We start from the raw sequence: 24,793 nt of genomic DNA on the forward strand, positions 1-24,793 counted from the left end.
ACCGGCAATGTCTTACTCAACCTCTTACTCCGTGTCTTACTCGAAAATCTTTTTCCCAGTTTGGGTGGCGGGGCTGGTGTTGTTGATCGGCGGCGGGATCCTGTTTGTCCTGCTGCGGGCTTTTGGGCTACCCATTGGGGAGCTGGCCGACTGGGCCATTGGGATCGCCAGCTTTTGGTGGCTGGTGGTGATCGTCACCCTTCCCTGGAACCTCTACTTTCAGGCCAAGGCCGTTCAGCAGGAGGCGGTCGTGTCTCAGGAACGAGGGATCCCGGTGGAAGATTCAACCTTGGCTTTCCTACAAAAGCTCAGCTGCTGGTCGTTGCGCGTGGCCATTGCCCTGCATGGGCTGTCGGCTCTGGCTTTCTATGGCTTGGCCGTTGGGCAAGTCACCCCCATTGGCTACCCCAGCGCCGTGGCTGCGGTGTTGTTGACGGCTCTGCGCCCGGCCATCCGCGGCTACGAGTATTTGGCCGACCGCTTGGCCCAGTTGCAAGGGCAAATCCGCATCCCTCGCGAAGATGCCCTCGAGCTGGCGGAACGACTAGAGCAGTTGCAGCGCCAAGTCGAGCAGTTGCAGGAGCAATGGGATCCCGGCAAGCCCGGTTCTTGGGCCCAACAAGAGGAAGAAACCCGGCGCTACCTACGGCAGGAGCTGGCCGCGCTCAAGGCCCAACTGGAACAGTTGCGGGCCAGCAACGAGCTGGAGCACAGGCAATTGCGCCAGGAGACCCGCCAAGCTGTGGCTCAGCTCAGTGTGGATAGCCAATTTCTCGGCCATGTGCGGGAGATCCTGCGCTTCATCAAGGAAGCCTAGCAGGATCCGTTGTTCAGTCCTTCCAACTGAGCGGCAAATTGAGAAGGAACCAGCTTGGTGCCCACGCCGGCATCGGTCAGCAGCTCCAGCAGCAGAGAGTGAGGGGATCCCCCATCCAGAATGTGGGCTGCCCGTACCCCTTGTGCCAAGGCGCGAATGCAACACTGCACCTTCGGGATCATGCCGCCCTTGACGACACCGGCTTGGATCAACTGGCGAGCCGTCTCGATATCCAGCAACGTAATCAGAGAGCTGCGATCCTGAGGATCTTTGAGAATGCCAGGGGTGTCGGTGAGCAAAATCAGCTTTTCTGCCCCCAGAGAGGCCGCCAGTTCTCCCGCCACCGTATCGGCGTTGATATTGTAGGCTTGGCCCGTCTCATCGGCAGCCACGCTGGAGATCACCGGAATCTGTCCACCTTCCAATAGGGTTTGCAGCAACTGGGGGTTGATACTGCTCACTTCCCCAACAAAGCCGATCTCCGCCCGGCCCTGGGATCGCGCTTTGATCAAGTTGCCATCCCGCCCGCACAGCCCCACCGCCGATCCGCCGGCCAAGCTGATGAGCTGCACGATCTGCTTGTTGACCTTGCCCACCAACACCATCTCCACCACTTCCATGGTGGCGGCATCGGTAACCCGCAAGCCATCCACAAACTTGAAGGGAATGTCCAGTTTTTGTAGCCAACTGTTGATCTCCGGCCCCCCCCCATGCACCAACACCGGGCGGATCCCCACACAGGCCAGAAAGACGATGTCTCGGAGCACCTCGGCCCGTCGCTCTTGGTGCACCATGGCTGCGCCGCCGTATTTGATGACAATAACGCGGCCCTGGTACTGCTGAATGTAGGGTAAAGCCTCGATGAGGATCTGCGCCCGCGTAAGGGGATCACACGCCGACCCGGTCGCCTCAGAAAGGGAAGAGTTAGTTTGCACTGCTGTAAGTCCCTAGAAGTCCAGAAAACCTGACCTAGAGTATCCCATTCTGCTTGCAAAGCAGATCTCAGGCTTTGGGCGTCAACTGGTGGTTTTTTTTCAAGCTCGCTTCCCCAACCCAAGGACAATTTGGTTGAGGAATCGCCGTCAATCTTCAGGTATGGAACGGGATCGCCAGCAAAGGCAATAGGGACAACCCCAACCAGGCCCAACCCCGAATGGAAGAAGAATAGGGTAGGGGATCGACGGGCCCTGACTCTGCCTGCTGCAGCAGGGCATCGATACGCTCCTGCAGCCGTTGCCCTGAGTCTGAACTCACGGCCATTGCAAAGCCAACCCAAGCTGCCGCCGGTTGCTCCACCACGCCATAGCCCACCACCTGCAGCAGGGCCTCTCCCAACAACAAGGGATCCACCCGTTGGGCCGCCCAGCGATCCGCCCGCAGCTCCCGTAGGGTGAGCAATTCCTCCCACAGGGCCTCGGTGTTGGGCAGCCAGCCGGTGAGGCGTCGCAGCCAGCCCACTCCAAACATCCAGAGGGTATCGCGGTAGTGGCGATGGGCCTCTTCGTGGGCGATTACGGCCCGCAAGTGCTCATCATCCAACTGCTCCAGCAGGCCGCGGCTGACCACCAACTGGGCATTCCACACCCCCACTTGGGCAGCAAAAGGAATCTCCAAATCCAGCACATAGGCCGGAGAGCCATGCAAATCCACCTGGGCCAGAGCTTGCAGATGGGCACGTCGATAGGAGCGCCAGTATTCCCAAATCCAGTGCAAGGCCACGCCGCCGGCCACGGCCAGCAACAGCAGAGCACAGCCGTAGCAGAACCAGCCCCCCACCCCGGCCATTTGTCCCCACGGCCCCATCCAGGCCAAGGCCAAAGCAGTGGTCAGCAACAGCAGCGGGGGCAGCAAGAAGTGGATCCAAGCCCGCTGCCAACGCCGGCTCCACCCGCCCCCCTTATCCAGGCGCACTTGCACCCGCCACAGCCAACTGAGGCCCAAGCCCAGCAGTAACATGCCCAAGTGGCTCATCGCGGATCCCTCCTGGCTTGACGGGCTGCCCGCAGCCGTTCGGCAATCGCCTGCAACTGGGACACACTGGCCTGATCCAGGCTATCGGCAAAGGCTGCCACCGTATCGGGATCCCCTACAGCCAAAAACTGCTGCAGGTGGGTGAAGGCCCTGAGGCTGGCCGCTTCCTGACGCGAAAGACGAGGCCGCCACAGCATGGGCAGATTCCGCCCTTGGGGATCGGTGCGGCGCTCACAGCTCACCCAGCCCTTCTGGCTTAAGCGCTGCAAAACTGTAGTCACAGAGGCATAGGCCAGCTCCCGATCCGGATCGGCCAAGATGCGCTCGTGGATTTGACGGGTGCTGGCACTGCCCAGATCCCAGAGGATGTCCAAGATTTCCGACTCCAGAGGGCCCAGCGACAGTTGCTTGGGACGATGCTTGGGCAACATGAGCCTTTGCCGGTGTAGGAATTTCTATCTAGCTAGATTAACTGTTGGAGTCTCAAGCCCCGCAGCCATTTTAAGGATCCGCTAAGCTCGAAGATGGTGGTTCTTCGTACTGTTTCTTCCCATGGCTGCTCCCACCTACCACACCATCACCTTCGGCTGCCAAATGAACCGCGCCGATACCGAGCGCATGGCCGGGATCCTGGAGTCCCTGGGGTATGTGGCCACCGAAGATGAGTTGCAGGCGGACTTAGTTCTCTACAACACCTGCACCATCCGCGACAATGCTGAGCAGAAGGTCTATTCCTACCTGGGCATCCAGGCACAGCGCAAGCGCAAGAACCCGGCCATCAAGCTGATCGTGGCCGGCTGTGTGGCCCAGCAGGAAGGGGAAAAATTGTTGCGCCGCGTCCCTGAGCTGGATCTGGTCATGGGCCCCCAGTACGTGAACCGCCTTGGGGATCTGTTGGCGCAGGTGGAAGCCGGAAACCAGGTGGTGGCCACCGATCCGGTTGAGATCCCAGAAGACATCACCAAGCCCCGTCGCGACAGCCAGGTCACTGCTTGGATCAACGTTATCTACGGTTGCAACGAGCGCTGCACCTACTGCATCGTGCCGCGGGTGCGAGGGCAAGAGCAGTCCCGCCAGCCCCAGGCCATCCGCGCCGAAATCGAAGACGTGGCCAGAGCGGGCTACCGCGAGGTGACGTTGCTGGGGCAGAACATCGACGCCTACGGACGGGATCTGGATCCGAAAACCAACCTGGCCAGCTTGTTGCGCTTCGTCCATTCGGTGGAAGGTATTGAACGGATTCGCTTTGCCACCAGCCACCCGCGCTACTTTACCGAGGAGCTGATCGCCACCTGCGCCGAGCTGCCCAAAGTCTGCGAGCACTTCCACATTCCCTTCCAGGCGGGCAGCAACGAAGTGCTCAAGCGGATGCGGCGCGGCTACACCCACGAGCGCTATCGCCAGATCATCCAGCTCATCCGCCAATACATGCCCGAAGCGGCCATCAGCGCCGATGCCATTGTCGGCTTCCCGGGAGAGACCGAAGCTCAGTTCCAAGAAACCCTGCAACTGGTGCAGGACATTGGCTTTGACCAAGTGAACACCGCCGCCTACTCCCCTCGTCCCGGCACCCCCGCCGCTGAGTGGCCCGACCAAGTGCCCGAGGAGGAAAAAAGCGACCGCCTGCAACGGCTGAACCGACTGGTGGCCGAGGTGGCCGCCGCCCGCAGTGCCCGACTCCTAGGCCAGGTGCAAGAGGTGCTGGTGGAAGGCCCCAACCCGAAAAACCCCCGCCAGGCAATGGGGCGTACCCGCGGCAATCGCTTGGTGTTCTTTGAAGGGGATCCAGAGCAACTGCAGGGATCCCTGGTGCCGGTGCGCATTACCGCCACGCGAGCTTTTTCGCTGACCGGAGAGGCAGTTACCGTCCGCGCGAGCGGGCCATAGGATGAAGGCTCTCACAAACACAACTTTCCCCAGTTCCCTCTTGTCCGATTGCGCCGGCGGAGCGCCTCTCCAGGGAGCTGTTTCGCTGAGAAAAACCATGCCCTCCTGGGTGAACAGCTTTAAGGCAACCGCCAGGCAGTCACTGCCCTTTCCGCCACGCCGACCAGGGCACAACCACCGCCCTAGCTAGCTTTCTTCCGCGCAGCAGTAGAACGGAGCTTCATACACAACGTTTTGGCAACAGCAACAGGCCGGCGCTGGAACAGGCCCCGAATACCTGCCCTGCCTAGCGCAAGATTTCAAAATCCAAAACGGGCTCTGTCTGGGTCACGCGGTAGTACCCGGCCTGGGTACGAACCGAAGCCTGATAGGGACTGGGCAAATCTAGCGAGCGCAGGGGTGGGATGTTGGTGCGTTGGTTCAGCAGCGTGGTGAAGAAGGCGGTGGTCTGCCGGGCCTGGGAGCGCACCACCTCCTCAGGGAAAATGACCGGATCCACATTCCTGCCTGTATCCAACAGGATCCTATCCAGGGCATCTCCCACCGGATAGGAAGGATAGGCAATTTGGGCCAAGGCGGATCCAATCGGGATCCCGGCGGACAGACAACCCAGAAGAATGGCCAAAGTCAGACGCATGTGCTGGGATTCCTCCTGCGCTACAGCTTTTCCTCAACACCGGAAAAAAGGGGGGGTTGGACGTTGCCAATCAACCTTGATCCCCGTGCAGCCTACCTTTTGACCGGCAGCTAAGGCGGATTCTACTCGAAATGCCTCAATTGGCAACCGCCTGCAACCCAATGGAGGGCCAACATGACAAAGGATCTCGCCGCCGACTAGGATCAGGATGCTCTGCTTGGGATCCTTAGACCTGTGAGTGTTTGTGTTCGCATTGCCCCCAGTCCAACTGGAAATCTGCACATCGGCACCGCCCGGACGGCAGTGTTCAACTGGCTGTATGCCCGTCGCCACGGTGGCCGGTTCATTTTGCGCATCGAGGACACCGACCGCGACCGCTCTTTGCCCCGCTACACCCGCAACATTTTGGCGGGCCTGGCCTGGTTGGGCCTAGACTGGGACGAAGGGCCGGTCTACCAATCCAAGCGCATCGAGCGCTATCAAGCGGTGGTACAGCAGCTTCTGGATCGAGGGTTGGCCTACCGCTGCTACGTCAGCGAGGCGGAGCTGGAGGAGATGCGCGCTGCCCAGAAGGCCGCCGGCAAAGCCCCCCGCTACGACAACCGCCACCGCTTTCTCACCGAAGCCCAGCGACGAGCCTACGAAGCCGAGGGGCGGCAGCCAGTGATCCGCTTCAAAATCGAGGAGCCCCTAGAGGTGTCTTGGGTGGATCTCATCCGCGGCCCCATTACCTGGAACACCCAGGATTTGGGAGGAGACATGGTCATTGCCCGAGCGGATGGCTACCCTCTCTACAACTTGGCGGTGGTGGTGGATGATATTGACATGGGCATCACCCATGTGATTCGCGGCGAAGATCACATCGGCAATACCCCCAAGCAGATTTTGCTCTACCGCGCTCTTGGCCACGAACCTCCCCAGTTCGCCCATTCTCCTTTAATCCTGAACCCGGAAGGGAAAAAGCTCTCCAAACGGGATGGGGCAACTTCGGTGACGGAGTTCCAGCAACTGGGCTTTTTGCCGGAAGCTCTCAAGAACTATTTGGCTTTGCTCAGTTGGTCGCCCCCGGATGGGGAAGAGCTTTTCTCTTTGGAAAAGGCGGCTGCGCTGTTCGACTTTGACCGGGTTAACCGTGCGGCTGCCCGCTTTGACTGGGACAAGCTCAACTGGATCAACAGCCAGTACATCAAGCGGCTTTCCCCGCCAGAACTGGTGGAGCGGCTCACCCCCTTTTGGCAGGCGGCAGGGTTTGACCTTTCCGGAGTGCCGGATCCCACCTGGTTGGAAGATGTGGCCCGCCTGATTGCCGATGGTATCGACCGCCTGGCAGAGGCTCCTCCGCTCAGCCGCTTTTTGTTTCAGGAGCCCCTCAGCTACACGTTGCCAGCTCTGGAACAGTTGCGCCTGCCTGGGGTGGCAGAGGCTATGGCTGCAATGGCCACCACGTTGGCTGCTGCCGAGCTGCCCCAGGTTTCGGCGGACAGCTTAAAACCGCTGGTGGATCAGGTGGCCAAGGGCCAGAACATGAAAAAGGGCCTGCTGATGAAGAGTTTGCGGGCCGCCCTGACAGGGGATCTGCAGGGGCCGGATTTGCTGGAATCTTTTGCCCTTCTCCAGCGGCGGGGCTGGGCTTTGGGGCGGTTAGAGGCTGTGCAGAAGTTGGTTCCTTGTTGATGGAAGCCCATCTCTTGCTGTCATGCCTTCGGTTGCCTCTGTTGAAAGTGCTCCGCACCGCTGCCGCAATCGGGATCCCATGCTGTCACGCCAGCTACAGGCTGCAAACCAAATTGTCCAAGAACTGGTGCTGCTCTCTTCTCAGTTGTCTTCCCCATCCTCTTCGGACTCTGTAGAGACCAGGGAGCTGGAGCAGTGTGTGCTCAAGTTGGCCCAGACCTTGGTACGGCAGATGGTGGATCGTCTGGGTGCAGCCTCAGCTCGCCTTTGGATTTTCGACCCGCAGGAAGGATGTTTTCAGTCGGTGGCCCATGCCGGCCTGCTCAGCCCTGCTCATGACCAAATTCAGCTAGAAATCGCAGGAGCCCCGCACTGTACCCGTAGGGTCAGTGTCGGGAGGAATGCGAGGTTACAATAGAACCATGACCCAAGTCCTGACCGTCTCCTGCAAGCTCAAGGTAGCCCAGTCGCAAGCCGCAAAGTTGGATGCGACAATGGATGCCTTTGTGCAGGCGTTGAACTGGGTCAACCAAAACACACCAGAAAAAGTAGTCAACGCAGTCAAACTCCAGTCCCTTTGCTATTACCAGATTCGCGCTCGGTTTGGCTTGTCCAGTAACTTGGCAAGGACTACGTCCCGCTTACGCGACCAGCAGGTCTGCAGACGGCTGGCCGGTGCCCGTAAAGTTGCCCGACAGAAAAACCGTCCGGTCAAAGCGTTCAAGAGAGGCTTTGCGACCTACGATGCCCGTATCTTTTCGTTTCGCGAGAAAGACTGGACGGTGTCGCTGACCACGGTGGAGGGTCGGGAGCGCTTTGAGCTGGCGATTGGCCGTTACCAGAGAGAACAGTTGGCAGGCTCCAACCCCAAATCCGCCACTCTGGTCAAGCGCAAAGACGGTTCCTACTCCATTCAAATCTGTGTGGAAACGGAACCGTGCCCACCGCAAGGCACGGATAGAGTGCTGGGGGTGGATTTGGGAAGGACGGATATTGCTCATACATCGGAAGGAGATAACTGGAATGGACAGCAGTTGAACAAAGTCCGAGACCATCACTCGCGGTTGAGGGCGGTACTTCAACGCAAAGCCAGTAAGGGCACCCGCAGTTCGCGGCGCAGATGCAGAGAACTGTTGCAACGGCTGTCTGGCAAGGAGAGACGCTTTCAAACGTGGGTCAATCATCGCATCTCCAAAGCTATTGTCTCTAGGGCAAAAGCCACAAACAGCGCCATTGCTCTGGAAGACTTGACAGGGATCCGGGAAAGGGTCAATCAACAGCCACGCAGCAAAACCGAAAGGCGCAGGGCCAACAGTTGGGCGTTCTACCAACTACGTCAATTTCTGGAATACAAGGCGAGGGTTGCAGGGGTTTCTCTGATTCTTGTTCCGCCTGCCTACACGTCGCAGACCTGCCACCGGTGTTTGCACATCCATCCCGACCCTGCGCAATCCTATCGCAGTGGTAAGTCGTTCAAGTGTGGGCACTGTGGATGGGAAGGGGATGCGGATTTGAATGGTGCGAATGTGATTGCGCTTTTGGGGGCTGTCGTAAACCAGCCTAGAGGTTCGGGCCTGTTTTGTTCTCTGGTAGAGCAGAACAGGCTCAGGGCTACTGAAAGCCCGCTCCGTACCGCTTTAGCGGTCGGAGTCGGGTAGTTTACGCTCCCTACACCCACTTGGAGCTGAAGATCATCGACGATGGCTGTGGTATGCCGGAGTCCAAGAGTGGGGCGGATCCCGCCCAGCCGCCCGGCCATGGCCACGGGTTGCTCAACATGCGCTACCGAGCCGAGTTGATCGGGGCAAGCATTGCTTGGCGTAATCGCCGCTTTGGCAGTGGCACAGTTGTAGAGCTGCGAGTCCCTCTGCCGCCGAGTCCCCGATCTTGCGGCTAGCCCCCCCTTTTCTGAGGTAGCAGACGCAGCATTTTCGGTCTCAACCTGTTCTATAGTCGTTTAAGCTCAAGGGTTCCCGGTTCTCTAACCTGTCTGGTGGAGGGATCCTCTCACGCTGGCAAGGCGGAGTTTTTGCGCTGTCGTTAACACTGCGAGGAGAAGCATCTGTGGCCTATCGTGTGACTTTGATCCCTGGGGATGGCATTGGCCCGGAAGTGGCCAAGGCGATGACCACGGTCCTGGAGGCTACCGGGGTTGGGTTGGAATGGATCCCGGTAGAGGCAGGGGTGGAGGTGATTGAAAAATACGGCACCCCCTTGCCACCCCAGGTGTTGGAGTCCATTCGGGAAACCAAAGTGGCGATCAAAGGGCCGATTGGCACTCCCGTAGGTACTGGCTTTCGTTCGGTCAACGTGGCCATTCGCAAGGAGCTGGATCTCTACGCCAATCTGCGCCCGGCCAAATCCATGCTCGGTGTCAAAAGCCCTTTTCAAGACATTGACCTAGTGGTGGTGCGGGAAAATACTGAAGATCTCTATGCCGGGATCGAGTTTGAACGGGGCACGCCGGAAGCCATCCAAGCGCGGGAGGAAATGATGCGCCTCTCCGGCAAACCCATCCGCGAGGGATCCGCCATCGGCATCAAGCCCATTTCGGACTTCGGCAGCCGCCGCATTGTCAAATTTGCCTTTGAGTACGCCCGCCAGAATGGCCGCAAGAAGGTGACGGCAGTTCACAAAGCCAACATCATGAAATTCACCGATGGCTTGTTTTTGCAGGTGGCACGGGAGGTGGCCCAGGAGTACCCCGACATCGAGTTTGAAGATCGCATCGTGGACAACATGTGCATGCAACTGATGCAAAAGCCGCAGCTCTACGATGTGCTGGTGCTCACCAACCTCTATGGGGACATCATTTCCGACTTGTGCGCGGGGATGATCGGCGGGCTGGGGGTGGCGCCGGGGGCCAACATCGGCGACGGCATTGCGGTTTTTGAGGCCATTCACGGCTCTGCTCCCAAGTACGCTGGCCAAAACAAAGTCAACCCCTGCGCTCTGATCCTCTCCGGGGCGATGATGCTGCGCTACCTAGGAGAGCGGGAGGCTGCCGCAAGGGTGGAGGCGGCGGTGCAGGCGGTGATCGCCGAGGGCAAGCAGGTCACCTATGACCTGGCCACAGGGGATCCTGTCGGCACTCAGGAGATGGCAGAGGCCATTGCTGCCCGCGTGCAGGAGATGGCTCCGCAGTAGGGTTTGGCGTCAAATGTTCTGATCCCAGGCTCCTCAAAAGGGAGGGACTGGGGGCCTCAGTACCCCAAAGCCAGATCCACCACCCCCAGCAAGGGATCCCCGGCCCGGAAGCGCCGCACATTTTCTCGCACCCGCTTAGAGAGGGCTGGGACAATCATGGCATCGGTAAGAGCAGTGTGGGGGGTAATCAGGCAGTTGGGCAAGCTCCAGAGGGGATGCCCATCCGGTAGGGGCTCGGGATCCGTGACATCCAAGGCGGCCCCGCGAATGACCCCCTGCTGCAGGGCGGCCACCAAGTCGGAGGTCACGATGTGCTTGCCTCGCGCCACATTCACCAGCCAGCACTGGGATCCCATCTGCTCCAACTCAGCTTGGGCGATGATCCCCTCAGTTTCCGGCGTGAGAGCCAAGGCCAAGATCACCACGTCTGCCTCTGCCAACACCGTTTGCCGTTCCGCGAGTGTCACCACCCGCGTGGCCCCCGGCAAGGGATCCGCCTTACGACGCACCACGTCGATGGAGCACTGAAAAGGCCGCAACAGCTTGATCAACTCTTGGGCGATGCCCCCGGCCCCGAAAATGACCACACGGCTACCCCAGAGGCTGGTACCGGAGCCCTCCTGCCAAGTTTGGGCCAAGGCGCGGATCTTCAAGTCGCGCAAGCCGGCCAAGGTCAGGGCCAAGGCATGTTCCGCCACCGGTTGAGCATAGACTCCCTTGCCACAAGTCCACACATAGGCAGGATGCAAAACCCCTGCCCGGACAAAAGGCTCTACCCCCGCCCAGGGCAACTGCACCCAGCGGATCCCTTTCCCTTCCGCCAGACAGCACTTCAGGCCGGGCACATCAAAGGCATCGGCCCAGACCAAGGCTTCTGCTTCTGCCAGGGGCACAATTTCGCCACCCCCTGCCAAAACAGCCTCTTTGAGCCAGGGGCGAAGATTGTCGGGTTCGACGGCAATGCGTTTGCCTTGGATGCCCATAGGAACCGTTGGATAAGGCTTTCCCCTTGCCAGGATACTGTCGGCAGAGCGAGAGATGGCATGCACGGGCAGCCGCAAAAACCGGTGATCGAGTGTTAAGGGATCCCAAAGGGATCCTGGGCCACTTCCATAGGATCGCTAGGGTGAAAATTAGGGCTGCTGTGTTGGCTCAATCCTTAAGTAGGTAGCATTCCCCAATGACCCTATCCGAACTGCTGATCTTGGTGACGCTGCTCTTTCCCGGGATCCTGTTGTCGCTCATTGTGATGGGAACCTTTGCCGCAGGGGGATAATCATCTCTCAATGACAATGGTGAAGCCCTAAAGACGTGAAGACATGTCCAAAACCAAGCTGAGCGCCTGGGTCATGGGCTGGGGGTTAGCCTGCACTGCTGCTCTCTTTTTGCCCAGCGTGGCTGCTCAAGCTCAGGTGACCCTCGGTGTGCAGCCGGTGCGGGTGGTGCAAGGGATCCCTTTGTACCAGAAGGAGGTTTGGGTTGGAGACAATCGGATCCCCGTTTCTATCGTGGTCATTTCTCTCGCAGCGGGCCAACTGCGGCCTATCTGGGCTGCACCTGCGGGGCTGGTGGGTCTGGGGGAGCTGTCTTCCTTTGGCCCCGAACAGGGAGCAGTAGCCGCCATTAACGGTGGGTTTTTCAACCGCAACACCCGTCAGCCGCTGGGGGCAATTCGTCGGGATGGCTGTTGGATCTCCAGCCCCATTTTGGGTCGTGGGGTCATCGCCTGGTCGGATGGGACGGCAGGGCAAGAAGGGGGATCCGTGCGCTTTGCCCGTTTGCGGATGCAAGCAGAGCTGCGCAATGCCATTGGGGATCAAATCCCAGTGGTGGGCATCAATACAGGCTATATCCTGCCCGGCATCTCCCAGTTCACCCCCGACTGGGGATCCACCTACACCACCCAAACGGACGACGAAATGCTCGTGATGGTGCGGGAGGATCGGGTGCAAGAGATTCTGATGGCGGGCCTGGCCGGCAGTTTGACGGTACAGATTCCCAGTGAGGGGTATGTATTGGCAGGGCGGGGGCTAGAAGGTGCCCTAGAAGCCCGCAAGCTGGTTCCCGGGGATCGCCTCAGCCTTCATCTGCGCTTGGATCCGCCCGAGCTGGAAGCTTATCCCCACATCCTAGGGGCAGGGCCGCTCTTGCTCTTGGATGGGCAGGTGGTTTTGGATGCCCGATTGGAGGGATTTCAGCCTCTCTTTCGCCGGCAGCGAGCCGCCCGCAGTGCCATCGGCCAACTGGACAGCGGACATTTGCTGCTGGTGACCGCCGGCAATGCCCAGGAAAACCAAGGGCTTACCCTGCTGGAGATGGCGCAGTTGATGCAGCAATTGGGCTGTCGCCATGCCCTGAACTTGGATGGGGGCAATGCTTCCACCTTGGTGCTGGGGGGAGAGGCCGTCAATTGGGAACACCGGCACCCAGAAGCCAGCCCACTTAACAGCGAGACGGATCCCAGTCCCTCCCGGCGGCGTACACCCCGAGTTCACAATGGCCTAGGGTTTTTCCCAAGCCCAAGTCGGTGACAGAAAACTTTTGTGCCGGCGGGATGGAGTCTTTTCCCTTTGATCCAGGGATCGAGGGTGGGATCCCCGGACTTTCTGGCTGATTGGATGAGGGGTCAAGTATTCTCCAGGATTGGATCTACCTTCTCAAGAAAAAGATCTCTCCCCCCGCCAGAGGAAGGACTCGGCTTTGATTGCGCAATGGGATCCCGGCAATCTCAGCACCCAAAGCCCCAGAGCTTTTTCAGGTCAATTTTAAGTGGGATCCAAACTGAACGCCCAATGCTCATTTCTCATAACAGAAATAGAGATTAAATTAAGTAGAAAACATTGGCCTTGAGACCGGTAAGAAAAATGATCAAAGAGGCGATCTCTTGAAGAAGACGACCTCAGAGTATAAAAGGCACGCAATTCTTTACGCTTCTGCTAAATCAGATGCTGGTTTTCAAAAAAGTATTGTCAATAATCCATTTTTTGACGAAGATGATTGACGAATTTATATTTCTTCACTCTCGAGGTTAGAAATTAACTCCTTGGACTTTTGGTTACAATTCTCTCTACTACGAATGTTCGCTAATGTGTAGGCCTACCCGGCTCCCGACCAAATGTATAGTTATTTTAAAAATGACTATCTCTCCTGGTGGACAAGGCTTTTGGGGTAGGTTGACCCTTGCTCCTCTCTCGTGGGTGGGCTGCTGGTACTGGCATTCCTGTTTGTGAGAGTTAATCTTATTTGGAAGAAATTGATCTTTTTCTCAAATTTTTATAGAGCACCTCTATACTCAAGTGAGATAGCCCCACACACAAGCTTCTGGGCTAGGCCTGAAATTTTATTGAGATCCCCTGTCAAAGCTTTTCAGGTATTGCCTCTTGTGCCAAAAGGCTAGGATGGGCAAGGATTGTATTTTCTATTACTCTATTGGGGATGATTTGTATGCCAGCTAGAAGCAGAACCGACTCATTGACGGATACGCACAGGTGGTGTTTCATGGAATCCATAGCCGACGCTCTCCACCACTTGTAGGCCTTGTAACCTAGGGCCGTGTTCTCTAGCCTGCTCGCGAGATAGAACGTGGTTTGCACTGCTTCTCCAAATCCTATGCCTTCCTCCAAGGATGCCGCTCCTGTAGCCCGCGCCAAACAGACTGCGGCTCAAGCCAGCCCTGCTGCCGGCGAGCTTTTCCTTCAGCAGAATGGATCCCTCTCCGCCCAGTTGGTTCCCCAGGGATCCCTGCAGCTTTACACCCACCCCAGCCGGGGCATGTTTACGCCCGTCATGGCTCAGGCGATGCGCTTGGCAGGCCAGGGAACGCGGGTGCTGATCGTGCAATTTCTCAAGGGTGGGATCAATCAGGGGCCCGCAAATCGTCTCTCCCTGGGCAGATCCCTAGAGTGGGTTCGTTGTCGCCTGCACCGGTGCATCGATACACCTCACCTAGAGCCTGAGGAGCGGGTGGCATTGGATGAGCTGTGGCAATTTACCCAGGAGGCTGTCAGGAGTGGCCGCTATGACTTGGTGGTGTTGGATGAGCTGAGCTTGGCTGTGAAGTTGGGCCTGATCCCAGAAGCGGAAGTGCTGAGCTTAATCGACCAGCGCCCCATCTCCATGGACATGGTGATCACCGGGCCGGAGATGCCGGATTCGTTTCTGGAGCGGGCCGACTTGATCACGCAGTTGCGCCTACGTGGCATCCCAGGCCCAGGGCTGCGCACTGCCGATGGGAATGTTGCCTGTTCTCTGGATCCCCCTCAAGTCAGCGGCACAGGTGCTATGCCTACAGCAGCCCATGTTGCTCCGCACCGCTAGCGCAAACAGTTTCCGCTCCGAAAGACCTAGGCAACACGGGTCGCGTCAGGGGGGCGAAGTCCCAATAAGACTGGAGCTTGTCCACCAGATGTGCCCTCACTCTCCAGGAAGCCGGCTGTAGCCATGTTGAAAAACGACCGCTGGATCTGTGAGCAAGCGCGGCGAGGGATGATCGAGCCGTTCTGCCCTGAGCTGGTGCGCGCTGTTGAATCTCGGCCCGTTTTGAGTTACGGGCTGTCCTCCTATGGCTACGACATCCGCCTGTCGCCGGTGGAGTTCAAGATCTTTCGCCATGTGCCCGGCACGGTGGTGGATCCCAAGCGGTTTAACCCCAAGAATCTGGAAGCGGTGGAGCTGCACCACGACGAGATGGGGGATTACTTTATCATCCCGGCCCATTCCTATGGGTTGGGGGTGTCCTTGGAACGGCTGCAAGTCCCGGATAACATTACCGTGATCTGCATTGGCAAATCTTCCTATGCCAGGGTGGGCCTGATTGCCAACCTGACGCCCGCTGAGGCGGGATGGCGGGGTTATCTCACCCTGGAGTTTTCCAACGCCTCCAGCGCCGACTGCCGTGTGTACGCCAACGAAGGGGTGGTCCAGCTTCTTTTTCTGGAAGGGGATCCCTGCCAAGTGACCTACGCCGACCGCGCCGGCAAGTATCAGGATCAGCCGCAGCAGGTGGTGGTGGCCAGGGTTTAGCGAAACGGGGGAATGCCAGTAATCCCCCTCAGTTTATTGGGGGGAGGGCGTTACCCGTCTTTCTTCCTCCAAAAGGGAAAGAGTTGGCGGGATCCGGTTGGCTATGCTGGATCCACGTAGAACCCCATCTTGATTCATCTCCATGCCTGACTCTTTTTCGCCTGCTGCCGCTCCCCCCGGTGAGGCCGAGCCTTTGGGCGATAGGGAGTCCAATCCCGATCTGCTCACAGCTTCCTACGACTACACCCTCCCTCCAGATCGGATTGCGCAAACGCCGGTGGAGCCCAGGGATCAGGCGCGGATGCTGGTGGTGCACCCGGATAGGCACGAGCATCGCCGCTTCTGCCATCTGCCCGACTACCTGCAGGAAGGGGATCTGCTGGTTCTCAACGATACCAAGGTGATCCCGGCCCGCCTGTTCGGGGCCAAGGAACCCTCCGGGGCGCGGGTCGAAGTGTTGCTGCTGGAGCCTTGTCTGGAAGGGATCCCTGCCGCCGCCCAACCTCTGCCGGATCAGGCGTGGAACTGGCGGGTTTTGGTCAGGCCGGGCAAACGGGTGAAGGTGGGGGATCGGATTGGTTTTTGGAGCAAGCAGGGATCCCCCTCTGGGCTGAGGGCCACCGTTCTGGCTTTGGATCTGGAAACCGGCGGGCGAGTGGTGCAGTTTGAGTGGGAAGGGGCGCAACCTTTTGAGGAAATCCTGGAACAGGTGGGCCGGATCCCGCTTCCTCCCTACATCAAGGCTTCCGGATCCCCGGGCTCAGGACAAGTTCGCCCTGAAGACTACCAAACCCTCTGGGCCAAACACCCCGGCTCGGTGGCTGCTCCCACGGCAGGGCTGCACTTTACCCAGGAGCTGCTGGAGCGGCTGGCCCAAAAAGGGATCCAAACGGCCTACATCACCCTGAACATCGGCCTGGGTACCTTCCGACCGGTGGAAGCGGAGCGGGTAACCGAGCATCGTCTCCACAGCGAGTGGCTCAAGGTGCCGGCAGAAACGGTGGCAGCCATCCAAAAAGCCCAAGCCCGAGGGGGGCGGGTGATCGCGGTGGGAACGACTGTGGTGCGCTCTTTGGAAACCGCGGCAGCCTCTGGCACCTTGCAGCCTTGGCAGGGGAAAAGCGATCTATTCATCTACCCCGGCTACTCCTGGCGGGTGGTTCAGGGACTGGTCACCAATTTTCATCTGCCCCGCTCCAGCCTGATGATGCTGGTGGCTGCGCTGATCGGGCGGCAAAGGCTGCTGGATCTCTACCGAGAGGCCATCGAGCAGGGATATCGCTTCTATTCCTTTGGGGATGGCATGCTCATCTTGCCCTAGGGCTGGGGCTGCTCTCCCTGGGATCCCTTGCAGGAACCGGCCTCTGCTTCTGGGGTCGAAGGACGGTCTTGGCCGCCGGCAAACCAGTTCCGGATGCGATCCCATTCCACCTGATGGTAGCCGTCCACCACCCAATTGGCCCGCCGCTGCAGCATGTGCAGAGGAAAGAAGGTGGCCAGAGCCAGGACTGGGATCCCTGCCGAACGGGCTGCCTGAATGCCGGGGTAGGTGGCCTCAATGCTCAAACACGCCTGGGCAGGCAATTCCATCCGCTGCAAAAGCAGGCGGTGCAAGTGTCCTGGGGAAAGCATTGGGCCTGCATCATCCCCCGTCACTCGGTAGGATCCCCCATCGGTCAACCGCGTCAGGGCCGGGCAGCATGGCTGGAAGCGCTCTAGAAAAGCGGCCACCTCGGCTGCCGATTGGCCGCACAGCAGGCCGACCTTCAGTTGCAGCCGCTCCAGCGTCTCCAAAGTTTCCGCCAAACCGGGAATGAGAGGCAATTCCCTCTGCCCCTGCAAAGCCTGTCGGTAGTATAGGGCCTTGCGTTTCAGCAGCTCTTCCAGTTGTTTGGGGCTGAGCACCCGCCCTTGATCCCCCCACAGAGCCGGCAGGCGCTCTCGATCCGGTCGGCCCGGGTATTGCAGCCGGTAAAGCTCCCGCTGCCCAGGGGATCCCGACTTGGGCCAGCAGAGGTTCCAGGGGCGCAGGTTCTCTTCCACCAGCAGTTGGTTGATGGCCTGTAGGTGCAAGCTCTCGTCATCGGCCACCACTCCACTCCAGCTCAAGATCACCCCTTGCAGCCCCATATGGGCGACATCACCCTCTGCTAACGACCGCAACCCAACTGCCGGATCCCTGCTTCAGATCACAGCAGATGGCTTGTCTATCCATTTTGAACGCGACGCTCGAACTCTTCGCGGGTGGCGTCCACCAATTGCACCGCCTCTGGATAGAGCTGAGGATGGTTTTGCTTCAGCCAACTGAGCACCCGCGCCAATTGAGCTGCACACAGATCCAAATCCGCTTGAAAAATAACCGCCGCCGCCATGTGCTGGGCATATTCGGGCGGGTGACCCTGCTGCGCCAGCTCCGCTGTCAAAGCGGCCAAGGCCTGTTGGCGAACTGAGGGCAGTGAACTTTCGGGAGAAGACATAGGCCAAGCCTTTCAAGCGGGAGAGTAGCGGCGCAAGGCCAGCGTGACGTTGTGCCCACCAAACCCAAAGGCATTCACCAAAGCGGCCTCAACGGCCATCTGCCGCCCCTTGTGGGGGACAAAATCCAGCCCTTCGCACTCGGGATCAGGGTTGTCCAAGTTGAGGGTAGGAGGAACCCAGCCGTGGTGGATGGCCAAAGCTGTGGCCACCGTGGCAATGCCGCCCGCTCCCCCCAACAGGTGGCCGGTCATGGACTTGGTGGCGCTGATGGCCAAACGGGGGGCATGCTCGCCAAAGACCGACTTGATGGCCTGGACCTCGGCGATATCCCCTACAGGGGTGCTGGTGGCATGGGCATTGATGTGTTGCACATCCCCAGGCTGAAGCCCGGCATCCTTGAGGGCCAGCTGCATCGCCCGGGCCGCTCCCTCGCCGCCGGGGGCAGGGTTGGTCATGTGGTGGGCATCGCAGGTGAGGCCATAGCCGACTATCTCCGCATAGATCTTGGCCCCGCGGGCGCGGGCGTGCTCCAACTCCTCCAGCACCAGGATCCCTGCTCCTTCCCCCATGACAAAGCCATCCCGATCCCGATCAAAGGGCCTACAGGCTTGCTCCGGGGTGTCGTTGCGGGTGGAAAGGGCCTTCATGGCACTGAACCCCGCCATGGACAAAGGGGTGACCGCCGCTTCCGTGCCACCTGTAATCGCCGCTTGCACCTCTCCCCTCTGGATGAGCCGAAAGGCATCGCCAATGGCGTTGGAGCCAGAGGCACAGGCCGTAACTGTGCAGGAATTGGGGCCTTTGGCGCCAAAATGAATGGCCAGGTGACCTGCAGCCATGTTGGCAATCATCATGGGCACCATGAAGGGGCTACAGCGATCCGGCCCTTTCTGCAGATAGATGGTCTGCTGCTCTTCCAAGACGCGGATGCCGCCGATGCCGGTGCCCAAGATCACCCCCACTTGCTCAGCGTTGAGAGCGGTGATGCGAAAGTCAGCGTCCTCCAAGGCTTGCCGGGTGGCCGCCATCGCCAGGTGCACAAAGCGGTCGGTGCGCTTGACATCCTTGCGATCCAAGTAGTCGAGGGGATCAAATCCCTTCACCTCTCCGGCAATACGGCAATCGTGGCGGGAGGCATCAAAATGGGTAATCGGCCCAATGCCGCAGCGCCCTGCCAGCAGGCTCTGCCAAAACTCGGCAGGAGAGTTGCCGATAGGGGTGACCGCACCCAGGCCCGTAATCACAACGCGGCGGGTTGGTCTGTAAGCAGTGGCGGGATCTGTGGTAGCCATCGTCCGGTGTTAGCCCGGGGGTATAGAGTCAGAACTGGGGGCAGACTAGGCAGCTTTCTTCGAGAGGATGTAGTTAACAGCGTCTTGCACGGTGGCGATCCCCTCTGCATCTTCATCGGGGATCTCCAGATCGAATTCCTCTTCAAAAGCCATGACCAGCTCCACCGTATCAAGGCTGTCGGCCCCCAGGTCGTTCTGGAAATTGGCTTCTGGGGTCACTTTGTCATCTTCCACGCCCAGTTGATCGGACACGATCTTACGAACACGGCTGTAAACTTCGTCTGCGCTCATGCTTGGAATCCCAACTCTCGATTCAGCGTGTCTTGGCCGGGCCAACCAGCGGCCAATGAAGCAATCCCTATTGTATCGGACAATGGATCCCCTCTTGTGAGCAGCCTCACCTGCATTGGCTGCTGCGGCCAGGGTATGGGAATTGGGCGGCAGCCTTTTCGGTTGCAGGAAAGAAAAGCTAGTATAGTCTGCTGCATCTCTACAACTGGATCCTCAAGGAGAACTCGCTTCCATGCCCCGCGCTTACGAAACGATGCTGATTGTGCGTCCTGATCTGTCAGATGAACCCCTCGAACAACTGCTCAGCAGTCAGGAGGCAATCCTGCGAGAGAACGGAGTAACCCACGTGGAGATTACCAATAGGGGCAAGCGCCGCTTTGCCGGGTTTGAGATGAAAAAGTTCAAGGAGGGTCTGTACATCCAGTTCAACTATGAAGCCGAACCCAATGCGGTGGCTGCCTGGGAGAAAAACCTGCGCATCAACGAGAGTGTGCTGCGCCACATGACTCTCCGCGTCGGCTAGGTTTGACGGCATCCTGGCCTGCGGGCATGATGGAAGTGCCCTGAGCTGCCTCTTATCCCTGGATGGCTCCGTTATGAACTCGATTGTGTTGATGGGCGAGGTTCTGTCTGAGCCAGAGCTGCGCTACACCCCTGATAACTTAGCTGTTGCGTCCTTGGTGATTGGCTTTCCCAGCTTGCGCCCGGATGAGCCGCCCTACCGGGTGCGCGTTTCCTCTTTTGGAGAACTGGCCAAAAGGGTGGTGGACACCTGCCATGTGGGCGACCAAATCACAGTGGAAGGCCAACTGCACATGAATGTGGTGGAGCGAGATGGGCGCAAGGAAAAGCTGGCCGAGATCACCGCGCGCCGTGTCCATCAGCTGGGATCCGCTCGCGTCCTCTCTCTGACGGGGATGGGTGAACCGGCAACTGGGGAATCCTCTGAAGGGGATGTCCCTTCCCCACCCGATCCCAACGATATCCCGTTCTAGAGGTTGTGAGATTTGTCGGGATCCCCCATGTCTCAAAAACTTGGCGAACCCTTGGGATCCCTGCAGGTCATCGGCTACTCGGTGCAGGGACGTCCTATTCACCTTTGGCAGCTCACCCAAGGGATCCGCTCCTTGCTGCTGATCGGCGGGGTACACGGGGATGAGGTGGAGGGCTATGCCCTGATCGAGCGCTATGTGGCTTCTGGGAAATGGGGATCCCTGGCCGGGAAAGCGACCCTATGGGCGATCCCTCGCTTGAACCCGGATGGCTGTGCCCTGGGGCAACGTCTCAATGCCAACGGTGTGGATCTCAACCGCAATCTGCCCACCCAAGATTGGATCCCGGCCTCTTTGGAAGCTCGCTATCCGCCCGGAGCAGCCCCAGGCTCCGAGCCCGAAACGCAAGTGTTGTTGACGAGTTTGGCCCGGATTCAGCCCCAGTTTATCCTTTCTGCCCACTCCTGCCAGGCGCACCCCTGCGTGAACTACAACGGCCCTGCCCTTGAGCTGGCCCAGGTGATGGCTGCTCGCAACGGCTTGCCCATTACCGCCGACATTGGCTACCCTACCCCTGGTTCTCTGGGCACTTGGGCAGGGCAGGAACGGCGGATCCCAACCCTAACGCTGGAAATCCTGCGGGGCACTCCCCTCGATCAAGTCTGGCAAGAGCAGGCCGAGGCGCTGCAGGCGGTGTTGGAGTGGGCAGCCCAAGGCAATGCCTTCTGACCGGTGTCAAGATCTCTGAACTTTCGTTGCCAATCTGCCTAGTTCGTTCAAGATATCTGGGGTTTTCTCGCCCAAATCTTCTACAACACAGATAGGTGGGGCAGAGCAGAGGGGAGCTTGGAGTCGAGGGAAAAGGGGTCAGAGGTCAACCCCGAAGTCACGCTGCTTCTGCCTTGTGCCCCGCTGTTAGCCATCTGGAGGAAGCCAATATGTTCAGCAGGATTTTGGTGGCAGTGGATCGGTCGGAGCTGAGCCAGGGAGTATTTCAAAAGGCCGTCCAAGTGGCCAAGGCCATGCAGGCGCAGATGATGATTCTCCATGTTCTGTCTCAGGAAGAGCCGGGCGCCCCAGAGCCGCCGATGATCCTGGGGGTAGATTACAGCTCCACCATCAGCGCCGAGCTGTGGCAGTCCTACCGGGAGCAATGTGCCATCTTCGAGCAAAACCAGATGGACTACCTGCGCTCGCTGGTGGAGAAAGCGGCTGAGCACGGGATCCGCGCTGAGTACACCCTCAACTACGGCAACCCCGGTCGGGTCATCTGCGATCTGGCCCGCTCTTGGGATGCGGACTTGGTGGTGGTGGGCCGCCGCGGCCACTCCGGCCTGAGCGAGCTGTTTCTGGGCAGCGTCAGCAACTACGTGCTGCACCGCGCCCCCTGCTCGGTGTTGACGATACAAGGGGAAGCCCTGAAAAAAGCAACCCAAACCGCGGAGGAGAAGACAGCTACCTCTGCTGGCTAAGGCTCTAGGAACTCGGGGGCGAGGGGGTGGAAGGCGGTTGCTTGAGTGGGGCGGAGTCCTTGCTCTCCGGCTGGCCTTCCAAGAGGCGATTCACTTCGGTTTCCAGGCTGTTGAAGGTGCTCAGCTCGATCACGGCAATGTCCGGCTGGCGGCTGCTTTGCACATAGGCCCGCAAGCCAGAGGAGGCCAAGCTCAGGGCCAAGGGATCCTGCTCGGCGTCGGGTTTGGGCTCAAAGGTCAGCCGTAGGTCCGGATCAGACAACACCCTCTGGGCTTCCGCGTCGGCCTGTTCCACAAACTCTTTGGCGCGGGCAGCATTTAGGCTGGAGAACAGAGAGCTGAGATCCACAGGCTGGCCCGGTTGCTCCGGGTTTTCCCAGCGCAGCTCCAGGGATCCCTTCTCTGAAGGCCGAGGGGTGAGGGTGACCTTTTCCCCTTGGGATTCTAAGGTGACTTGGCCCACTTGGTTGGCGTTGAGGCGGGCAATGCGGTGATCCCGCAGCTCTTCCAAGTCAGAGCGGAGAATATCGGCGGTGCTGGTGAGCAAGGTGGCCACTGCCGGGTGCTCAGAGGTGATGACGTACACCTGGCCATCTTTCTCCGATCCCAAAGCGACGTTCAGGGTTTTGCCGCCCTCCAGCTCCACCGTCAGGCGGGCGGAAGGCTGCTCCAAGCCATAGGGGGCTAGATCCGTCTGGGTCTCGGCGGGGAACTCCACGGCCTGCAGGCGGGCCAGAGTATTGAGCAAGCGGTTGACGTTGATCTCATCGGCAGGCAGCTCGCGGGGCTGGACAATCTGCCAAGTAAAGTGCTCCGCACCGCTGGCGCGAACGTCTTGCCGCTGCAGGCGAACAACTTCCGGCTCCGCCTCTGCCAACTGCACTTGCAGGGCTTTCACCTCGGCAGTGTCAAACCGAAGCAAGGTTTTGTCCCGCAAAGCCAGTAGGGAGGGCAACAGGGATCCCTTCTGGGCACTGCTTAGAAGCACCACCTGTCCCCCTTCGGGCTGGGCGTAGAAGCCAGAGCCATCGAAGTTGTCGTTACCGATGGCTAGGCGGTAGGGATCCCCTTCTTTGGGGAAAAGGGCGATTTGGTGTCGCGGCTGATCCAGGCCAAAAGCGGCCAGGTCAGTGACCCCCTCCAGAGTGATTTGGGGGGTGAGGCGGGAGAAGGTGTTGAGCAACTGCTCAATGGGGAAGTCCAGCGCCGCCGACTGGATGGGACCGACGATCCGCCAGCGGGATCCCTCTTCTTCCGGAGTGCGCTCCAAAAGGATTTCCAAGTACTCCGCACCGCTGCCGCGAACGGGTTCCCCCTCTTTCTGTTGGCGGATTTCAATGCGGGCAATGGTATCGGTGGCAAAATGGAACAGCCGCGCTCGCTCCGCCTGTTGCTCCTGGCGCAGTTGCCGGATGTTGTCCAAGAGAAAGTAGCCCAGCAGACAGGCCACCGCCAAACCCAAAAGAACCCAGGTGGTTCGCTTGAACATACTGGACTCTCCTCCTACCGTCTTTGCCACCACAGGGCAGCTCCGGAACCCAGGGCCGCCAAGGGCAAAAGGACCGTCGATCCCAGCACCAGCCAGCGGAAGTTTTGACCGGTCAGGGTGAGACGGCGATCCGTGATGGATTTGGGGCGGATGGAGATCTGCTCCGTTTGCTCAGTCAGCCAGTTGAGGGTGTTCAAGAAGAGATCCCGGTTGCCCTGCTGCCGCAAGTTGCCGTTGAGGGCAAAGTTGACATTGCCGATCACCACCAGGCGGGCCTCCTGCCGGGATCCCGAGCCCTGTTCTGGGTCGGTGTCCAGACGGCGGGTTAAAGCAACGCCCAGGGTAAGGGGGCCAGGCTTGTCCTGCTCCGGATCGAACTGCAGGGGGCCACGTTCCAGCTCAGGACTGGTCTCCCCCCAACTTTGCGGGCCGGTGCGCAGTAGGGGCGTGGCTTGGATCCCTTCGCGGGCTTCGGTTTCCACAGAGCGGGCCAGGGGGAACAGGGTCATCAGCCGCTGGGCGGCCAAGGGGGCGGTAATGGGGTGATCCCCGTAGTCAGTAACCAGGGCAACCGCCGGCCCTGTCCCCAACAGTTGGCTGACGCTGCTCACCTCAATGAGGATGTCATCCCCCAAGACCACGCCCCACTCTTCCAGCAAGGGATCCAGGCCGGCATCCACCCGTGGCCCAATCAACAACAGCAGCCGTCCTCCCTCGGCCAGATAATCCTGCAGTTTCTCCACCTCGCCGGGGAACAAAGCCCGCTGTGGCCCCGCCAGCACCAGGACATCCGCCTCTTCTGGGATCCCCGATTGCACCAAGTTGAGGGACTCTACCCGATAGCCTTCCTGACCCAGGGCTGCCGCCGCCTGGGCCAGAGTTGGAGTACCTTCCCTCGCTTCCAGCCCCACTTCCCCGTGCCCTTGCACGAAATAGGCCAGCAACTCCCCTCGGTTGACCACTTTGGACAGGACGGGGGTCAGTTTGCTCTCCAGATCAGGGGCAGGGGGCTGAGGCAGTTGTTGCCGGCTTTCTCCGGCCTCCACCACCAGGGTGTTGTTCTGGGTCACCTGCAGCCGCTGAATGGTCAGGGGATCCCGGTTGGGATCCACAAACTCAAACTGGAAGCGGTTGGGGTTGAGGCGGCGATAGCGCTCCAGTTGTTCCCGCAGATTGGGATCCGGCGCAGTGGTGACCACCCAAACTTTGACCGGCTGCACCAATCCCTGCACCAATTGCCGGGTTTGGGGCGACAGGGTAAACAGGCCCTCCTCGGTGAGATCCAGCCGCAGGTCGTAGCGCACCGCCACCACATTCACCAGCACTAGAATGACGGCCATCGCCGCCACCGCCACCAGGATGTTGGCGTTGGTCTGGGTGGAACGCAAACCGAGGAAGACCCCCACCTCCTGCCGGTGGGTGATGCCCCAAGCCACCAGCAGGGCCAAACCTGTTGCCAGCATGCTCAGGGGCACAGCCGTCCAACCGGTAAAGGCGGATCCCACCACCAGGCCAATGGCGATGACGCCGATGCCCAGGATCCCTGTCCAGTCCTTTAACGCGCGCCAGTCCTTCATAATGCTCCGCACCGCTGCCGCAAACACCACACTCCTCCCATCTGACC

General features: G+C 59.5%; 26 protein-coding genes. 15 read left to right on the forward strand and 11 right to left on the reverse strand.

What is annotated here, in order from left to right; genetic code table 11:
* Positions 1-7 precede the first annotated feature (7 nt).
* Entirely contained in the window at positions 8-817 is an 810-nt protein-coding gene (locus ACVWZU_RS00270; protein WP_457442744.1) for a hypothetical protein, read from the forward strand.
* On the opposite strand, the gene argB is transcribed toward ACVWZU_RS00270, so the two are convergent.
* From argB to ACVWZU_RS00285, 3 genes are all read right to left on the reverse strand, one after another.
* Positions 814-1,752, reverse strand: a complete 939-nt coding sequence (argB, locus tag ACVWZU_RS00275; protein WP_457442746.1) for an acetylglutamate kinase — start codon at positions 1,750-1,752, stop codon at positions 814-816. The two genes, ACVWZU_RS00270 and argB, sit on opposite strands and share 4 nt — an antisense overlap.
* A gap of 154 nt (positions 1,753-1,906) precedes the next feature.
* The gene (locus ACVWZU_RS00280) at positions 1,907-2,788 is read right to left on the reverse strand and encodes a M56 family metallopeptidase (RefSeq protein WP_457442748.1); all 882 of its coding nucleotides are present in this window, start codon (positions 2,786-2,788) and stop codon (positions 1,907-1,909) included.
* The gene (locus tag ACVWZU_RS00285) at positions 2,785-3,219 is read right to left on the reverse strand and encodes a BlaI/MecI/CopY family transcriptional regulator (RefSeq protein ID WP_011433287.1); all 435 of its coding nucleotides are present in this window, start codon (positions 3,217-3,219) and stop codon (positions 2,785-2,787) included. Before ACVWZU_RS00285 ends, ACVWZU_RS00280 begins: the two co-directional genes overlap by 4 nt.
* A gap of 121 nt (positions 3,220-3,340) precedes the next feature.
* Here ACVWZU_RS00285 and miaB point away from each other — a divergent pair, with 121 nt between their 5' ends.
* The gene (miaB, locus tag ACVWZU_RS00290; protein ID WP_457442750.1) at positions 3,341-4,675 is read left to right on the forward strand and encodes a tRNA (N6-isopentenyl adenosine(37)-C2)-methylthiotransferase MiaB; all 1,335 of its coding nucleotides are present in this window, start codon (positions 3,341-3,343) and stop codon (positions 4,673-4,675) included.
* A gap of 286 nt (positions 4,676-4,961) precedes the next feature.
* Here the strand turns inward: miaB and ACVWZU_RS00295 are convergent, their stop codons facing one another.
* On the reverse strand, positions 4,962-5,312 hold the full coding sequence (locus ACVWZU_RS00295) for a hypothetical protein (protein WP_011433285.1): 351 nt from the start codon (positions 5,310-5,312) through the stop codon (positions 4,962-4,964).
* Positions 5,313-5,546: 234 nt separating this feature from the next.
* Here ACVWZU_RS00295 and gltX point away from each other — a divergent pair, with 234 nt between their 5' ends.
* The 5 genes from gltX (at position 5,547) to ACVWZU_RS00320 (ending at position 10,133) form a co-directional block, all read left to right on the forward strand.
* On the forward strand, positions 5,547-6,986 hold the full coding sequence (gene gltX, locus ACVWZU_RS00300) for a glutamate--tRNA ligase (protein WP_457442752.1): 1,440 nt from the start codon (positions 5,547-5,549) through the stop codon (positions 6,984-6,986).
* Between the two features lie 79 nt (positions 6,987-7,065).
* Positions 7,066-7,404, forward strand: coding sequence for a hypothetical protein (locus ACVWZU_RS00305; protein WP_457442754.1), 339 nt, complete (start codon positions 7,066-7,068; stop codon positions 7,402-7,404).
* 4 nt (positions 7,405-7,408) lie between these two features.
* Entirely contained in the window at positions 7,409-8,644 is a 1,236-nt protein-coding gene (locus ACVWZU_RS00310) for an RNA-guided endonuclease InsQ/TnpB family protein (protein WP_457442756.1), read from the forward strand.
* A 20-nt stretch (positions 8,645-8,664) separates the two neighbouring features.
* The gene (locus tag ACVWZU_RS00315) at positions 8,665-8,883 is read left to right on the forward strand and encodes an ATP-binding protein (protein WP_457442758.1); all 219 of its coding nucleotides are present in this window, start codon (positions 8,665-8,667) and stop codon (positions 8,881-8,883) included.
* Positions 8,884-9,050: 167 nt separating this feature from the next.
* The gene (locus ACVWZU_RS00320) at positions 9,051-10,133 is read left to right on the forward strand and encodes an isocitrate/isopropylmalate dehydrogenase family protein (RefSeq protein WP_457402509.1); all 1,083 of its coding nucleotides are present in this window, start codon (positions 9,051-9,053) and stop codon (positions 10,131-10,133) included.
* Between the two features lie 56 nt (positions 10,134-10,189).
* Here ACVWZU_RS00320 and ACVWZU_RS00325 read toward each other — a convergent pair whose 3' ends face one another.
* Complete coding sequence (locus ACVWZU_RS00325) at positions 10,190-11,116, reverse strand: D-isomer specific 2-hydroxyacid dehydrogenase family protein (protein ID WP_457442760.1); 927 nt, start codon at positions 11,114-11,116, stop codon at positions 10,190-10,192.
* A 336-nt stretch (positions 11,117-11,452) separates the two neighbouring features.
* Here ACVWZU_RS00325 and ACVWZU_RS00330 point away from each other — a divergent pair, with 336 nt between their 5' ends.
* The 4 genes from ACVWZU_RS00330 (at position 11,453) to queA (ending at position 16,476) form a co-directional block, all read left to right on the forward strand.
* Complete coding sequence (locus tag ACVWZU_RS00330) at positions 11,453-12,664, forward strand: phosphodiester glycosidase family protein (RefSeq protein ID WP_457442762.1); 1,212 nt, start codon at positions 11,453-11,455, stop codon at positions 12,662-12,664.
* 1,078 nt (positions 12,665-13,742) lie between these two features.
* Positions 13,743-14,450, forward strand: a complete 708-nt coding sequence (locus ACVWZU_RS00335) for a cob(I)yrinic acid a,c-diamide adenosyltransferase (protein WP_457442764.1) — start codon at positions 13,743-13,745, stop codon at positions 14,448-14,450.
* Positions 14,451-14,573: 123 nt separating this feature from the next.
* Entirely contained in the window at positions 14,574-15,155 is a 582-nt protein-coding gene (gene dcd, locus ACVWZU_RS00340; protein ID WP_414344682.1) for a dCTP deaminase, read from the forward strand.
* 142 nt (positions 15,156-15,297) lie between these two features.
* Positions 15,298-16,476 (forward strand): tRNA preQ1(34) S-adenosylmethionine ribosyltransferase-isomerase QueA, encoded by a 1,179-nt coding sequence (gene queA / locus ACVWZU_RS00345; RefSeq protein ID WP_457442766.1) that lies wholly within the window; start codon positions 15,298-15,300, stop codon positions 16,474-16,476.
* Here the strand turns inward: queA and ACVWZU_RS00350 are convergent.
* The 4 genes from ACVWZU_RS00350 to ACVWZU_RS00365 all read right to left on the reverse strand — a co-directional run bounded on the left by ACVWZU_RS00350 (position 16,473) and on the right by ACVWZU_RS00365 (position 19,216).
* The gene (locus ACVWZU_RS00350; protein ID WP_457442768.1) at positions 16,473-17,285 is read right to left on the reverse strand and encodes an HAD family hydrolase; all 813 of its coding nucleotides are present in this window, start codon (positions 17,283-17,285) and stop codon (positions 16,473-16,475) included. The two genes, queA and ACVWZU_RS00350, sit on opposite strands and share 4 nt — an antisense overlap.
* A 77-nt stretch (positions 17,286-17,362) precedes the next feature.
* A complete protein-coding gene (locus ACVWZU_RS00355) occupies positions 17,363-17,632 on the reverse strand; it encodes a hypothetical protein (protein WP_414343277.1) in 270 nt (89 codons plus the stop codon).
* Positions 17,633-17,644: 12 nt separating this feature from the next.
* Positions 17,645-18,925 (reverse strand): beta-ketoacyl-ACP synthase II, encoded by a 1,281-nt coding sequence (fabF, locus tag ACVWZU_RS00360; protein ID WP_457442771.1) that lies wholly within the window; start codon positions 18,923-18,925, stop codon positions 17,645-17,647.
* 45 nt (positions 18,926-18,970) lie between these two features.
* Positions 18,971-19,216, reverse strand: a complete 246-nt coding sequence (locus tag ACVWZU_RS00365) for an acyl carrier protein (RefSeq protein ID WP_041436540.1) — start codon at positions 19,214-19,216, stop codon at positions 18,971-18,973.
* Between the two features lie 232 nt (positions 19,217-19,448).
* On the opposite strand from ACVWZU_RS00365, the gene rpsF reads away from it, so the two are divergent.
* From rpsF to ACVWZU_RS00385, 4 genes are all read left to right on the forward strand, one after another.
* The gene (gene rpsF, locus ACVWZU_RS00370) at positions 19,449-19,739 is read left to right on the forward strand and encodes a 30S ribosomal protein S6 (RefSeq protein ID WP_011433268.1); all 291 of its coding nucleotides are present in this window, start codon (positions 19,449-19,451) and stop codon (positions 19,737-19,739) included.
* Positions 19,740-19,812: 73 nt separating this feature from the next.
* The gene (locus ACVWZU_RS00375; protein ID WP_414380957.1) at positions 19,813-20,211 is read left to right on the forward strand and encodes a single-stranded DNA-binding protein; all 399 of its coding nucleotides are present in this window, start codon (positions 19,813-19,815) and stop codon (positions 20,209-20,211) included.
* Positions 20,212-20,238: 27 nt separating this feature from the next.
* Positions 20,239-20,937, forward strand: a complete 699-nt coding sequence (locus ACVWZU_RS00380) for a M14 family zinc carboxypeptidase (RefSeq protein WP_457442773.1) — start codon at positions 20,239-20,241, stop codon at positions 20,935-20,937.
* A 209-nt stretch (positions 20,938-21,146) separates the two neighbouring features.
* Complete coding sequence (locus tag ACVWZU_RS00385) at positions 21,147-21,680, forward strand: universal stress protein (protein ID WP_414343284.1); 534 nt, start codon at positions 21,147-21,149, stop codon at positions 21,678-21,680.
* Between the two features lie 4 nt (positions 21,681-21,684).
* Here ACVWZU_RS00385 and ACVWZU_RS00390 read toward each other — a convergent pair whose 3' ends face one another.
* Both ACVWZU_RS00390 and ACVWZU_RS00395 read right to left on the reverse strand, forming a co-directional pair.
* Positions 21,685-23,169 carry a DUF4340 domain-containing protein gene (locus tag ACVWZU_RS00390; RefSeq protein ID WP_457442775.1) on the reverse strand — a complete coding sequence of 495 codons (1,485 nt, stop codon included), beginning with the start codon at positions 23,167-23,169 and terminating at the stop codon, positions 21,685-21,687.
* Between the two features lie 14 nt (positions 23,170-23,183).
* On the reverse strand, positions 23,184-24,746 hold the full coding sequence (locus ACVWZU_RS00395) for a GldG family protein (protein ID WP_457442777.1): 1,563 nt from the start codon (positions 24,744-24,746) through the stop codon (positions 23,184-23,186).
* Positions 24,747-24,793 lie beyond the last annotated feature (47 nt).

It is taken from the genome of Thermostichus sp. MS-CIW-26 (genome assembly GCF_054059115.1).